The organism is Microbulbifer sp. ARAS458-1, from assembly GCF_045348205.1.
In the GTDB taxonomy this organism is placed as follows: domain Bacteria; phylum Pseudomonadota; class Gammaproteobacteria; order Pseudomonadales; family Cellvibrionaceae; genus Microbulbifer.
On record NZ_CP155838.1, the window covers coordinates 2836403 to 2850041 of the forward strand.

Annotated in this window: 11 protein-coding genes; 1 reads left to right on the forward strand and 10 read right to left on the reverse strand. The window is 55.6% G+C overall.

The features are described 5' to 3' along the window. Positions 1-79: 79 nt before the first annotated feature. The 3 genes from AAFH99_RS11745 to AAFH99_RS11755 all read right to left on the reverse strand — a co-directional run bounded on the left by AAFH99_RS11745 (position 80) and on the right by AAFH99_RS11755 (position 2768). Entirely contained in the window at positions 80-1237 is a 1158-nt protein-coding gene (locus AAFH99_RS11745; RefSeq protein ID WP_043315984.1) for an acyl-CoA dehydrogenase family protein, read from the reverse strand. A gap of 66 nt (positions 1238-1303) precedes the next feature. Continuing rightward, positions 1304-2242, reverse strand: a complete 939-nt coding sequence (locus AAFH99_RS11750; RefSeq protein ID WP_156035089.1) for a DMT family transporter — start codon at positions 2240-2242, stop codon at positions 1304-1306. A 22-nt stretch (positions 2243-2264) separates the two neighbouring features. Further along, the gene (locus tag AAFH99_RS11755) at positions 2265-2768 is read right to left on the reverse strand and encodes an Lrp/AsnC ligand binding domain-containing protein (protein WP_043315982.1); all 504 of its coding nucleotides are present in this window, start codon (positions 2766-2768) and stop codon (positions 2265-2267) included. 149 nt (positions 2769-2917) lie between these two features. Here AAFH99_RS11755 and putA point away from each other — a divergent pair, with 149 nt between their 5' ends. Continuing rightward, on the forward strand, positions 2918-6064 hold the full coding sequence (putA, locus tag AAFH99_RS11760; RefSeq protein ID WP_406827823.1) for a bifunctional proline dehydrogenase/L-glutamate gamma-semialdehyde dehydrogenase PutA: 3147 nt from the start codon (positions 2918-2920) through the stop codon (positions 6062-6064). Positions 6065-6159: 95 nt separating this feature from the next. On the opposite strand, the gene AAFH99_RS11765 is transcribed toward putA, so the two are convergent. From AAFH99_RS11765 to AAFH99_RS11795, 7 genes are all read right to left on the reverse strand, one after another. Next, the gene (locus AAFH99_RS11765) at positions 6160-8010 is read right to left on the reverse strand and encodes a fibronectin type III domain-containing protein (protein WP_406827824.1); all 1851 of its coding nucleotides are present in this window, start codon (positions 8008-8010) and stop codon (positions 6160-6162) included. Between the two features lie 180 nt (positions 8011-8190). Beyond that, positions 8191-8586 carry a hypothetical protein gene (locus AAFH99_RS11770; RefSeq protein ID WP_043315976.1) on the reverse strand — a complete coding sequence of 132 codons (396 nt, stop codon included), beginning with the start codon at positions 8584-8586 and terminating at the stop codon, positions 8191-8193. A gap of 237 nt (positions 8587-8823) precedes the next feature. Next, entirely contained in the window at positions 8824-10140 is a 1317-nt protein-coding gene (locus tag AAFH99_RS11775; RefSeq protein ID WP_406827825.1) for a class I SAM-dependent methyltransferase, read from the reverse strand. A gap of 53 nt (positions 10141-10193) precedes the next feature. Further along, on the reverse strand, positions 10194-10931 hold the full coding sequence (locus AAFH99_RS11780; RefSeq protein WP_043315975.1) for a DUF1365 domain-containing protein: 738 nt from the start codon (positions 10929-10931) through the stop codon (positions 10194-10196). After that, positions 10931-12211 carry an NAD(P)/FAD-dependent oxidoreductase gene (locus AAFH99_RS11785; protein ID WP_406827826.1) on the reverse strand — a complete coding sequence of 427 codons (1281 nt, stop codon included), beginning with the start codon at positions 12209-12211 and terminating at the stop codon, positions 10931-10933. The genes AAFH99_RS11780 and AAFH99_RS11785 overlap by 1 nt, the downstream gene beginning before the upstream one ends. Beyond that, entirely contained in the window at positions 12211-12999 is a 789-nt protein-coding gene (locus AAFH99_RS11790) for an SDR family oxidoreductase (protein WP_051686860.1), read from the reverse strand. Before AAFH99_RS11790 ends, AAFH99_RS11785 begins: the two co-directional genes overlap by 1 nt. After that, positions 12992-13441, reverse strand: a complete 450-nt coding sequence (locus AAFH99_RS11795) for a nuclear transport factor 2 family protein (RefSeq protein WP_406827827.1) — start codon at positions 13439-13441, stop codon at positions 12992-12994. The genes AAFH99_RS11790 and AAFH99_RS11795 overlap by 8 nt, the downstream gene beginning before the upstream one ends. Positions 13442-13639 lie beyond the last annotated feature (198 nt).

Sequence of the window (13639 nt, forward strand, 5' to 3'; positions counted from 1 at the left end):
CCGGAACATACAAAGCCCCGATAGCCGTACATGGCTAGCGGGGCCTACACCAATGGTGGTGCACAACAAACGCTGTAAACTAGCGCACGCCGTCGAGTAGATGGCGGGCGATAATCAAGCGCTGGATTTCACTGGTGCCTTCATAGATAGTGGTAATACGCACATCCCGCGCCATCCGCTCCAGAGGAAACTCCCGCGTGTAGCCGACGCCCCCGTGCATCTGCAACGCCACATAGCAGGCTTCATTGGCTTTTTCCGATGCATATAGCTTGGCCATCGAAGCGGTTGGGCCAAATGGCTGCCCCGCATCTTTTTGCCAGGCCGCCTGTAACAGTAACAGGCGTGCGGCTTCCATCTCGGTGTACTTGTCGGCAAGCTGCCACTGCAGACCCTGGAACTGTGCCAGTGGCTTTCCGAACTGCTCCCGTTGCTGCAGGTAGGTGCGCGCACAGTCCAGGGCTTCCAATCCGATACCCAGCGCCAATGAACCAATACCAATCCGACCACCTGCCAGCTCGCCAGCCGCGATACGAAAACCACGATTTTCTTCACCGAGCATATTAGTGAGCGGCACTCGACAATCCTCAAAGGCGACCTCGTTGGTCACCGAGGCTTTCTGCCCCATTTTCTCTTCTGCTTTGCCGATCACCAGGCCTGGCGTCCCCGCCTCTACCAGAAAGCAGGAAATCCCCTTGCCTTTGGGGGCAGCAGAATCGGTCACAGCCCAGACCACGAAAACCCCGGCAAATTCAGCACTGCTGATAAACAGCTTACTGCCGTTCAATACGTAGTGGTCACCGTCTTTGACCGCGCGGGTACGCATCGCCGCTGCATCGGAACCGGAGCTCGGTTCGGTCAGGCAAAAGGAACCTGCCGGGTATTCGCCACTGCAGATTTTGGGCAGGAAGTATGTCTTCTGCGCTTCGGTGCCCATCGCCTGAATCACTTCCGCCACCATGTTGGTGACCGAGGTGGTGGTCGCGGTAGACGCGCAGCCGCGGGCGATTTCCGCAATGGCGAGACTGAAGGCGATGGTACCCGCCCCGGTGCCGCCAAATTCCGGATCAATATTGATCCCCATAAACCCGAGTTCGGCCAACTCCTTGAGCTTCTGTAAAAACAGTGACCGGTTCCCGCTCTTGTCCAATTCTGCGGCGATCGGCTTCAGCTCACTATCAGCAAACTGGCGCGCGGCCTCCTGGATCATTTGCTGCTCTTCAGACAATTCAAAATTCATGACTGTTTCTCATTCATCATAAAATGCATTTCAGGTCATCAGCTCCCGGACAATGCGTCGTTATTGTTATTTGATTGAAGTATTTCTTCGGCGTAAAAGGACGCGCTGTAAAGCCCCCTGTTGTATCGCCACACCCAGTAATATCAGCGCGAGCCCCACGATCGTCGCCAGATGGATACGCTCGCCGACCAGTAGCGCAATCAATAAAAGCGATAGTGGCGGAGAGAGGTAAATAAAATTACTGATACGCGCCGTATTCTCACAGTTCAGTAACGCCGCCTGCCACAACAGGAAAGCGACCCCCATCTCGAACAGACCAACATATACCGCCCCAGCCCAACCTGCGGCTGGTGGCCACTGCCAGTCCCCCTGCCACCAGACCGCAAGGGCCAGCCAGGGCAGGCCACAGCAGAAAGTCAGAAACAGGTTGACCGCCGCATTACCGCCGATACGGGTATTCAACAGCCAATAGCAAGACCAGATGAGGGTGCTGAACAATGCCAGCGCGACACCCAAGGGCTGCTCAAACTTGAGCTCTGACAGATTGCCGCCAGTGGCGATCACCAGCACTCCGCCGTAACACACCAGGCCTGCAAGCAGGTCCTGGCGGCGCAGCTTCTGTTTCAATAGCGGGACTGATAATAGTGCGAGCACCACCCCCCAGGTGTAATTGAGGGGCTGGGCCTGCTGTGCCGGCAGCAAGTCGTATGCGTGAAACAGCACCAGGTAATAGAGGAAGGGATTACAAAACCCAAGGGCGAGGAACCAACCACGGGCACGCCGCCAGGTACCCAGCAATTCCCCTCCACGCCCCTGCCACACCACGACGCCCCCCATAAACCCGGCAGAAACCAGCGACGCGATGGTCACCAGCTGCAGTGGCGACAGGTACTGCAGAGATAGCTTGAAAGCGCTGGCCACGGTGGACCAGCACAGTACCGCGGCCAGCGCGAACAGGGTCGCGCGGCGGTTATTGCGGTATATGGTGTCGGCAGATGCTTCCATCAGAGCGTGTGCAACAGATCGCTCAGCGCTTGCCGTTTTTCAGGTCCTGCTCCGGAATGGCGACTGATGTATCGGTCTTGACCTCTTCAATCACCACGTATGTGTGGGTTTCCCGCACCCCGGGGACTGACGCGAGTTTTTCGCCGAGGAATTGTCGATATCCGAGCATATCCTTAATACGAATTTTTACTAGGTAGTCAAAACCGCCGGCCACCATGTGGCACTCCTGAACCTCTTCAAGGCTGGACAAATGCTTGTTAAACGCTTCCAGCGCTTCGGTCGCAGTATCCGTAAGGGATACCTGGATATAGACCACGAGACCCGCGTGTACTTTCAGCGGGTCCAGCAGCGCGACATACTCTTTAATAAAGCCTTCACGCTCCAGACGCTTGACCCGCTCAAGGCATGGCGTAGGACTCAGATTGACGCGACGCGCCAGTTCCACATTGGGAAGGCGGCCCGCACGCTGAAGAATCCGCAGAATCTGGCGGTCGATACGGTCCAGATCTTCCAATTTCCGAGACATAGCAAAATACCCTACTGGTGATTAACCGGATAACCCCTATATTTAACCACACTCTTTTCCAAAATGGAGATTAATTCTGGGATTTATCCCACATAATCCGGGTTTTTATCCTGTACTTATTCCACCCAGAGGGCTCTAAGGAAATACCTATGCCTACACACTTCGCCGGAGAACTGAAAAGCGCGCGTCACAACGCCCGCAAGTATCTGCATGCCGACGAGAATCAGTGCGTCAGTGAGCTGTTGGCGGCCCCGCGCCCGGGCGAGGCACTGCGGGAGAAGATCCTTTCGACTGCCAGCCAGTTAGTGGTCAAATCCCGTGAACAGCGCAGCAAGCGCGGCACCCTGGATGCCTTTCTGCAGCAGTTCGGCCTGTCAAATAAGGAAGGCGTGGCCCTGATGTGCCTGGCGGAATCCCTGTTGCGTGTACCGGATGCTGATACAGCAGACAAACTGATCGCTGAGAAAGTTCACTCCGGCAACTGGTCCAGCCATCGCGGACAATCCGACTCCCTGTTCGTCAACGCATCCACCTGGGGCTTGATGCTCACCGGTAATATTGTCGAGCTTGACCCGGACATTACCGAAAAGCCATCCACCTGGATGAAGCGACTGGTCAGCCGTATGGGTGAGCCCATGGTGCGCACTTCCATGATGCAGGCGATGAAGATCATGGGTGGGCAGTATGTACTGGGGCGAACCATCAAGGAGGCGCTGAAGCGCGGTCCCGCGGAAAACGCTCCGGGCACCCGCTTCTCCTTCGATATGCTGGGAGAAGGCGCGCGCACCATGGCCGATGCCCAGCGCTATTACGATGCCTACATGATGGCCATTGAAGCCATCGGTGCCGACAACAGCAAACGCGACGTCGTGGAAGCCAATGGTATCTCCATCAAGCTCTCTGCCCTGCACCCCCGCTATAGCGAGCTGCAACGTGAACGCGTAATGACTGAGCTGCTGCCGAAAGTGAAATCACTGTGTGCCGCGGCAGCCAAATTCGATATGGGCCTCAATATCGATGCTGAGGAAGCCGAGCGCCTGGATATATCCCTGGATATCTTCGAAGCCCTCGCGCGCGACCCGGAGCTCGCCAGCTGGCAGGGCCTGGGCTTTGTTCTGCAGGCCTACCAAAAACGCGCGCCATACGTGGCAGATTGGCTGATCGCGCTCGGCCGCGATACTGGCCGCAAACTGATGGTGCGACTGGTAAAAGGCGCCTACTGGGATACCGAGATCAAACACGCCCAGCAAATGGGCCTGGCGGACTACCCTGTGTATACGCGCAAGTGTCATACGGATCTGTCCTATCAGGTCTGTGCGAAGAAGCTACTGGATGGCCGCGATGCCATTTACCCGCAATTCGCCACCCACAATGCCTACACAGTAGGTCTGATTCTGGAGCTCGCGGGCGACGGCAATGACTACGAATTCCAACGCCTGCACGGTATGGGTCACCTGCTCTATGACCAGATCGAAGCGGTTCACGGCAAACGTGTACCGGTAAGAGTGTATGCACCGGTAGGAGCACACAAGGACCTGCTGCCCTACCTGGTCCGCCGCCTGCTGGAAAACGGAGCAAACAGCTCTTTCGTTAATCGCTTTATGGATGAGAAAACACCTGTGGCGGAGCTGGTGCAGGACACCCTGAAACAGAGCGAAGCCTGCAACCCTTACCGGCACCCCGAAATCCCTGTCCCCGCGGATATTTACCTCGGTCACGAAGCGCTACCACGCAAGAACTCCGCAGGTATTGAACTCACCGACCCGCAGGCGGTTGAACCCCTACTGCAGGCCGTAGAAGCAAGTCGGAATAAATCCTGGAGTGGCGGCCCGATCGTGGACGGCGTCGCTGCAGCGGCCGATCTGCCGGTTGTCAATCCGGCCACTGGCGAGGTGGTGGGGCACACCGCCAATGCCGGTGAGGCTCAGATTGAGCAGGCGTTTGTATCCGCCTCTGAGAACCAGCGCGCGTGGAATCGCCTGGGCGGCAACGCCCGCGCGAAGATCCTCGACAAGGTTGCCGATTTGTACGAGCAACATATGGACGAACTGGTGGCGATGATCTGCCGCGAAGCAGGCCGCACACTGAACGACGGTATTTCAGAGGTTCGCGAAGCCGTGGATTTCTGTCGCTACTACGCCAACGGCGCTCGACAGCATTTCAGCACTCCCACCGTGCTGCCCGGACCCACCGGGGAAAGTAACGAATTGAGTCTGTGTGGCCGCGGTGTCTTTGTCTGTATCAGCCCGTGGAATTTCCCGCTGGCCATTTTCACCGGCCAGGTCGTGGCCGCCCTCGCCGCCGGCAATAGCGTGCTGGCAAAACCGGCAGAGCAGACTCCCCTGATTGCCGCGCGCGCAGTGCAGCTGATGCACGAAGCCGGAGTGCCCACGAAAGTGTTGCATTTGATCACCGGCACCGGGGCCGCGGTGGGTAAACCACTCCTGGACAACCCTCAGGTCGCCGGCGTCGCCTTTACCGGATCCACCGAGACCGCCAAGCACATCAACATGCAGCTTGCGGCGAAAGAAGGTCCGATCGTACCGCTGATCGCGGAAACCGGCGGCCAGAATGTCATGATCGTCGACTCCACCGCCCTTCCCGAGCAGGTGGTTGACGATGTGATTCAATCCGCCTTTCTCAGCGCGGGCCAGCGCTGTTCCGCGTTGCGGATTCTGTGTGTCCAGGACGTAATTGCAGACAACCTGCTGAATATGCTCAAGGGTGCCTGTGAAGAATTGAGTCTCGGCGATCCTTCCAAACTGGAAACAGATATCGGCCCGGTGATCGACGAAAAGGCATTGGGGCTTCTGGAAAAACACCGCGAGCGCATGGAGAAAGAGGCCAAGCCGCTATTTGCCTTTGACCCGGCCAAACAACCGTCCACTGGCACATTCTTTGGCCCACAGGTAGTAGAGATTGAAAACTTCAATCTGCTCAAGCGCGAGGTGTTTGGCCCCTTCCTGCACGTGGTGCGGTTCAAGGCCGAAGAGCTGGAAGACGTAATCCACCGGATCAATGCCACCGGATACGGCCTGACCTTTGGCCTGCACTCCCGCATCGAAGGACGCGCCGGCGCGATCTTCAAGCGTATTGATGCCGGCAACTGCTACGTTAACCGGGACATGGTGGGCGCGGTAGTCGGGGTGAACCCCTTTGGTGGAATGGGCCTGTCCGGCACCGGCCCCAAGGCAGGCGGCCCGCATTACCTGTTCCGTTTTGCCAACGAAAAAACCAAGACCGTCAACACGGTCGCAACCGGGGGGAATACCCAGCTATTCACTCTGGGGCAGTAAACAGCACAAATACATAGACACAAAAAAGCCCGGAATCTCCGGGCTTTTTTGTGTCTTGTACGCGGCCCGTAAATGGCCGCGGCTGCCAAGTGCCTTTAGCGCTTCACCTGCGCGGCGCCCGCGGGCTTCCGCAGAGAGAATTGGTCGATTACGGTACCCTCGCCATCAATCGCACGATACTTGAGTGAGCCACTTAACGGATCAACATCGATAATCTGGTAAGTCCGGGTATTCACCGCACCGAAGGCTGCAAACTCTGGCAATTCCTGCTCGTACATTTTGGTACCGGAAACCGCAACCAGATATATGGTGCCCTGCTCGCCCTGAGCCACCGGCTCATTACCCCGCATAGGCACGGTACGCATATATGCATGGTCGTGTCCCTGGAACGCGATATCGACGTTGTGCTTGTCAAAAATAGGGCCCCAGGTGTCGCGAATAGATTTGTTATCACGACCTTCACGGGACGCGTAAAACGGATGGTGATAAATCACAACCTTCCAGCGGGCATCGCTCTCCCCCAGCACACGATCCAGCCAGTCTACCTGTAACTCAGGCTCCACCAGGTGGTAGTTGGAATCCATAACCACAACCAGAAGGTCCTGATAGGTCACATGATACGTGCGGCCAGGGTCCAGCTTGCTGCTACCATTGTCTGGCAACGCAAACTGCTTCAGGTACAACGTGGGGTGCCCGCCGTGACTGTCATGGTTGCCCAATGCCGGCACCACCATAGAGCGGTCAAACACGGAGCTACCTTCGTGAAAGAACTGGTCCCAGTTATCCTGCTCCTGTCCGTGGTCGATCAAATCACCAGCAATCATGTAGAAGCGTGCATGAGGGAAGTCAAAGTCCGCCTGACGGATCAACTGCCCCCAGCGGTCCAGGCCATTCTGCGGGTCACCCAGGTAGACAAAAGAAAAGGGCTCACTCGGTGTGGCGGCAGCAGTCCGAAACTCGCGAGGCTCGGTCCAGCGCTTCCCGTTATCGGTACTTACCGCATAGAGATAATCGGTCGCAGGCTTCAGACCCTGTAACGCCACCCGGTGCAAACGCACCGCCGGGTCATTGACCACCTGGCGAGTACGCAATACAGAGGATTGGGATTTCTTCCGCGTCGCACTTTTTACACCGCGAGAAAAGAAATCTGCTTTCGGTGCCACCCAAAGAAGCCCCTGCTCCACGCTGTCATCCGTGCGCCACTGAACGGTCGCGGTGGTTGCGGGGTCCCCCTGCCAGGTCAACTGGAGGTGGTCCGGGCGGGCAGACGACGGGTAGCGGGTTTCCCGAAAATACCCCACGAAGCGCGACACCAGCTCCCAACTCTCGAAGCTGCGCAGAACTGGTAACCCCACCAGCGCTTTCGGCAGGGTATTGAAGTAGTCGTTATCGTCGATAAAAGGCAGGCCGCCAATCCGGGCAGTCTGGACGTCCGCTCCGGGTGTGAGGGGCGTGATCGCAACCGCCTCCCGCCCACTCGCCGGCGCCGCAAAAACCAGATAGGGTTTGAGCTCACCAGACAGGCTCGGTACGCCAAGGCGCACCTCGCCCGCAGGGACGGCCTTGGACCAGACATGATAGGGATCTTCCTCATCGACGATGAAGTCCAGCTCCCCACGACGCGTGAACCCTTGATCCACCAGCCAGAACGGTGTCTCTCCGTAGGAAGAATCAAATGCGACATAAATAACCGCATCGCGGTCTAACCGGAAATGCGAGAAAGCGGTACCCAGATACTGGCGCTCATCCGCCGAGAGAAACTCGACAACGGATTCCGGCGTAAGCGCAATACGCTCCGCCGGTGTCAACTCATCAGACATCCGGTCAATAATGACCGACACACGCTCTTCAAGCTTTACATGTACGCTTTCCGGCGCATCCGCAGCGAACACCGCACCACTGCAGACCAGCATCAGCCCCATAATCAGGTTAGAAATTAAACGCATAGAACCCCCTAAAAATAATGCGCAGATTCTAACGACATATTGCCGAAGGTGGGGTCAGGGATATGAATTTTTCATGTCAGTTTGATGACAGGGAAATGAGGGCCGGGCCGAGTGACACAACCCAATCGACACAAAAAAGCCGGGCAAAAGCCCGGCGCAACATCCTGTGGTTTGCCGAATCTAGTTCAGTACTCGATATCCACGTCCGCGCAAGCAATTGCGCGCAATCGCATTCTGCTCCGCATGCGCACTACCTACCCCGCTGACACCGCCAACCAGGGCACCTGCGGCAGCAGCACCGGCGGCTGCGCTACTGGTATCTCCAATAATCGCGCCCAAAGCGCCGCCAAGAAGTGCGCCGCCAGCAGCGCGGGTAAACCCACGGCGGCCGGCATCATTTCTTGCCGCCATTGACATGGTTTTACAATCTGCGAGGTCCAGCTGATATTGCCGCATATTGACCCCTTGCGTATCGATCACGATATTGCCTGCTCCGTACACCTGTTCCTGCTGACTGGCACAGCCAAACAGGGCAACTGCGCTAAGGCCCGCAGCAACCATAAATCGGAAACTCATTGGCGCCCCTCTTCACATTTGTCGCCTGTGTCCTCTTAGGTTTAGACCAGCGTGGAAGGGCGCGCCATGACAAGTTGCTATTAATAGCTCGGGGCTTAGAGCTGCCCGACGGGTCACGGGCAGAATAGACAGGCTTTCTACAGAGGCAGTATCGGGGTGACGGGTATATGAACGGTCCCTGAGCAGGGCTCTAACCGATCGATATGTGACAATCCGCGCACTTGGCGGCTACTGCGGTCAGTGCAGTTCGGGAAGCTTTCGGCAGCGCGGTTTGGCGAAAGTGAACTGTGCCGTACTGATGGCACGCTCCAGAAATCCGCCCTCGCAATAGCAAAGGTAGAATTCCCACATATTGATGAAGCGCTGATCGAACCCCTGAGCCCGGATTTCATCGATATGCTGGAAAAATTTGTCCCGCCATGAAGCAAGTGTTTTCGCATAATCGAAGGTGATATCGTCCAGTCCCACTATCTGCATATCTGTGTGCTCAGCGATATTATTCGCGACTACCTGGTTGGAGGGCAGGCAACCACCTGGAAAGATATAGCGCTGAATGAAATCCACACTGTTTTTGTACGACTCGAAACGTTGATCCTGAATCGTGATTGCCTGCATGACCATCAGACCATCATCCTTCAGCAAAGCGCTACACCGGTTGAAGAATGTTCCATAGTACTGATGGCCAACCGCCTCAATCATCTCAATTGAAACAATCTTGTCGTACTGACCATTCAGCTCCCTGTAATCCTTCAGTAAAAGTGTGATGCGGTCTGACAGACCTTCGCGTTCGACCCACTCCTTGGCATGAGCATATTGCTCTCGGGATATGGTGGTCGTGGTCACTCTGCAACCAAAGTGTTTGGCCGCGTACACCGCCATACCGCCCCACCCAGTACCGATTTCCAGTAGGTGATCCGATGGCTTTAACTGCAGCTTTCGGCAGATCCTGGCCATTTTAAACTCAGAAGCTTCCAGAAGGCTCGCCCACTCAGACGGGAAAACCGCGCTCGAGTAAAGCATGGTGGGGTCGAGAAACAGCCCAAAAAATTCGTTACCCAGATCGTAATGGGCAGCAATATTTTTTTTAGAGCCTCGCAGTGAATTGGCATTCAGTCGATGCAGGGCTTTAATAACTAGCTTGTGCAGAAAACTCCAGCGGGAATCCAGGTCCTGCAGCAGTTTGATGTTCGCAACCATCAGACGAATTACCTGAACCAGGTCAGGCGAATGCCAGGCGGACTCCATATACGCCTCGCCAGACCCGATCGTACCGCTCAAAAGCACCTGGGTATAAGTGGACGGGTGGCGCACATGAATATGCGCCTCGATTTCAGAAAATCCAGGAGACTGACCAAATTGCGCCACATACTTTTCGCCAAATTGTTCGTGTACGAACAGGGTTCCCTTGTCAATCCTGGCCAGCTTGGCCAGCACAAGTTTTCTAGCCAAGCACTCAATCCACTGGAGCTCAACGTTTCCACCCGGAACATTCTTCCCCTCAGCAGGCACTGAGGGACTGGCGGTGTGTAACATTTCTTTCTGCACAGAATTCATGACAAGAAAAACCTCTCCCGAATAAAGAGCCGGGTCCAAATTACAATGCGGCCTCAACGCTGTGGGTGAGAATATAATGGCACCCGCTTGAGCAAGAGTCTGAACGCTTCCCAGTAGATGGCAGCGATTACTTTTACGGTAAACAGTGGGTAACGGATCAACTTGCGCGCGAGAACCTTGGAATTTATTTCCTCCCGTTGCAACGACATACAGGCATCAAACACACGTTCACCCGCCTGTTCAAGACAGATACTCACCGTCAGGCGGTTCCCCGGCGTGGTACTGCGCCAGTGATACGTCTGTTCAAAAGGCATAAAAGGAGATACATGCAGCGCTTTATCGAAGATAGCACGCTGTACTCGGCCGCGATTAACAGGCAAAACATAGCCATGACGCTCTTGCCACGGCGTGTTGTGGACATCCACCAACAGTGTTTCGACCTGCTCTCCCGAGGAGTCAAAACAGTAGTAAATGCTGATGGGATTCATGTTGTAACCAAAATAGCGCCAGTTGGCGAGAAATGCGATAGGGCCCGCAGGCCGTTTCCCCAATGCGGATTCCACCCTATCCCGCACTGCCTGGTCGAGGGAGACGGACGGATCACCATAAAAATCTTCACGACAGAAACGCGCAGGCGAACATGAGGATGCAGACCAAGCCCAGGATTGTGCGAGAATCTCGGGAATTTCGTCGAGAAAGGCATAAACCATAAATCCCCGATAACGGAAGCTGTGGCTTCTCGGCGAAAATCGTCGATGTTGAATCCACCCGGAGTAGATGCCACTTCGCATCAGAATTCGACTCCCAGCGCACTTGCAACACGTATAGCACTCACCACACCGTCCTCGTGAAAACCGTTGGCCCAGTAGGCTCCGCAAAACCAGGTGCGATTCACCCCATTGATCTCCGCCCAGCGGGATTGCGCGCTATTTCCCTGTACGGAAAATTGCGGATGTGCATATTCAAATTTTCCGATCACCTTTGTCGGGGCAATCAGATCATCAGCGTTCAAAGTGACACAATAGGTTTTTTCCGTCCTCAGGCGCTGAAGAATATTCATGTTGTACGTCAAGGCAGGCAGTACTGAATCCTCTTCCTGCAAACGATAGTTCCAGCTGGCCCACGCCGACTTCCGCTTCGGTAACAGGGTATGGTCAGTATGTAGAACCACAGAGTTTTGCTCATAGGGGATGTGCCCCAGAATATCGCTCTCCAACGCATCCGCATCGCCCAATAGGCTGAGTGCCTGATCTGAGTGACAGGCGAATATCACCTGGTCGAAACACCCAGAACGAGTTTCACCAGAGGGCGCCCGGCACTCAACTTCCACATGCTGCCCCATGCGCATGACCCTTTGCACCGGGCTACTGAGATGGATGCGCTCCGAAAACCCCTTCACCATGGGCGTGATATAGCTGCGAGACCCACCTTTGATCACCCGCCACTGCGGTCGATTAAACAGGTTAAACAATCCATGGTTGTAGAAAAAGCGCACGAAGAAATCGACGGAAAAATCCAGCATTCGGGACATGCTGGCTGACCAGATTGCGGACCCCATCGGCACAAGATATCGCGACGCAAACTCGGAAGAGTAACCGTTGACCTGGAGATAACTTCCCAAGGTGGTCGTTTCGCCCAGGGCGCCATTTTTCCAATCCGCTACTGCATCGCGATTGAAACGGACTATATCCCGCAACATCCGCCAGTGGCCACCGTCCAGTAGATTTCTGCGCTGGGCAAACATGGCGTTGAGATTATTACCTGCGTACTCAATTTCACGCTGACGACCGCAAGCGGAGGCCGGCGCAGAAACGCTGAACCCCATATCAGTGGGCTGACTTTCCACACCCAGCCGCTGCATAAGCTTGATGAAGTTCGGGTAAGTCCAATCGTTGAATACGATAAAGCCCGTGTCTACCGCAATGGTTCGGTCCCCTTCTGTGACGTCAACCGTCGCTGTGTGGCCACCGAGGCGTGAATCCGCCTCGAATAGTTCAATCTCGTGCTTTTCGTGCAAGAGATAGGCAGATGTCAAGCCAGAAATTCCACTACCGATGATTGCGATACGCATCAGCCTCTCCTTAAATGACGAATTCTTGTTAAGCGAGGCGCGATTAGCCTGAACCAGACAGGTGAGCAACATCGCAATAGGCGCAAAGGCCAACTTAACCGCCTGGGAAAGTCGATGATGGATTTTTTCTTTTCCAGACCTCGAAGAATACGCCGCGCAGCCTGCTCTGGATTCATCAGGAATGGCATTTCGAAATCGTTCGCTCGCGTCAGCGGCGTATCAATAAAGCCCGGGCGCACTAAAACCGTACGCAGGGGGACCAGCGAAGTGTCGGCGCGTACCGACTGCAGGAAATAGTCGACCGCCGCTTTCGAAGCACCGTAGGCTTCGGCTCGTGGAAACCCAACTAACGAGGACAGGCTCCCCACAGCCACAAAAACCGGAGCACGACTGCTGGCCAATAACGGTAGTGCGACCCTGAGGGTATTCACCACACCGAAAAAATTGGTGTCAAATACACGGCGATAGCTGGCACTATCCAGGGTCAAACCATCGTCGTATTCACAGGTGCCCGCACACGCGATTACCAAATCCAGCTGATCGGTTACCTCCCCGAGCAATTCTCCGGAAGCGGCCATGGAGCGGTCATCTCCCACATCACAGTCAAGCACCCTCACCCGCTTGGGCGCCGACTGTTGAATGGTCAGCAGAGGCGCACGGGTTCGCCCACTGATGATAACGAAGTGCCCCTCGGCGATGAGCTGTCGCGCTAACGCAGCACCGATGCCAGAACCCGCACCTGTGATCCAGATACTCAGTTTGTCGGTCCATTGCACGGAATCAGCCACAGGCGCCTCCGCTCGTTCCCAGACGCTGTTTGATTTGTCGAATAACAGCCCCCAGAAGTGGCACCTGCTCATAGATCATGGCACCGAGGTCGTAGACATCCTCATGGAAGCTTACCCGGTCGATTTCCGGATCTATGCAGATTATTGAAGCGCCTCGCAGCTGCAATGGAGCCCCATTTTTCAATTTTGAATGACGGTAATGCATGGTCCACCAGAGGCTGTGCCAGGTACCACCCTCGACTACACGGTCAAACTCAAACCGGCACTCACGGAGATTGGTCGAAACACCAGTAAAGTACGCCTGCATCGCCTCCAGACCGACAATCTCGTGCACCGGATCGCGAAATACGATATCGGCCGCGTACAGATCCGCAATCGAGCGCGCATCTGCGGCCAAAAAATCCGCGTACAAGGCTTTAAGACGTGTGAGGGCTTGAGACATAGTGTCGCGCTTTCCTTTGCCAGTGAATGTCGTGGTTACTCTACGCCCGCGTCATCGATTTGGATTCGCGGGGCAACAGATCTTCCCCTCTCGCCAGATGATCAATCGCCACTCAAATTCTGTGATCCAGCTAGAGACTGCAGGCGTACAAAGAGTGATGAAGTAACCGTCAGGCAGAAAACGGAGGCCGGCTTAGCT

Excerpts from the sequence above, each read along its gene's own strand:
- AAFH99_RS11765 (WP_406827824.1), bottom strand. The coding sequence starts at position 8,010 with ATGCGTTTAATTTCTAACCTGATTATGGGGCTGATGCTGGTCTGCAGT.
- AAFH99_RS11755 (WP_043315982.1), bottom strand. The coding sequence starts at position 2,768 with ATGTCTCGGAAATTGGAAGATCTGGACCGTATCGACCGCCAGATTCTG.
- AAFH99_RS11780 (WP_043315975.1), bottom strand. The coding sequence starts at position 10,931 with ATGCGAAGTGGCATCTACTCCGGGTGGATTCAACATCGACGATTTTCG.
- AAFH99_RS11770 (WP_043315976.1), bottom strand. The coding sequence starts at position 8,586 with ATGAGTTTCCGATTTATGGTTGCTGCGGGCCTTAGCGCAGTTGCCCTG.
- AAFH99_RS11785 (WP_406827826.1), bottom strand. The coding sequence starts at position 12,211 with ATGCGTATCGCAATCATCGGTAGTGGAATTTCTGGCTTGACATCTGCC.
- AAFH99_RS11745 (WP_043315984.1), bottom strand. The coding sequence starts at position 1,237 with ATGAATTTTGAATTGTCTGAAGAGCAGCAAATGATCCAGGAGGCCGCG.
- AAFH99_RS11795 (WP_406827827.1), bottom strand. The coding sequence starts at position 13,441 with ATGTCTCAAGCCCTCACACGTCTTAAAGCCTTGTACGCGGATTTTTTG.
- putA (WP_406827823.1), top strand. The coding sequence starts at position 2,918 with ATGCCTACACACTTCGCCGGAGAACTGAAAAGCGCGCGTCACAACGCC.
- AAFH99_RS11775 (WP_406827825.1), bottom strand. The coding sequence starts at position 10,140 with ATGAATTCTGTGCAGAAAGAAATGTTACACACCGCCAGTCCCTCAGTG.
- AAFH99_RS11750 (WP_156035089.1), bottom strand. The coding sequence starts at position 2,242 with ATGGAAGCATCTGCCGACACCATATACCGCAATAACCGCCGCGCGACC.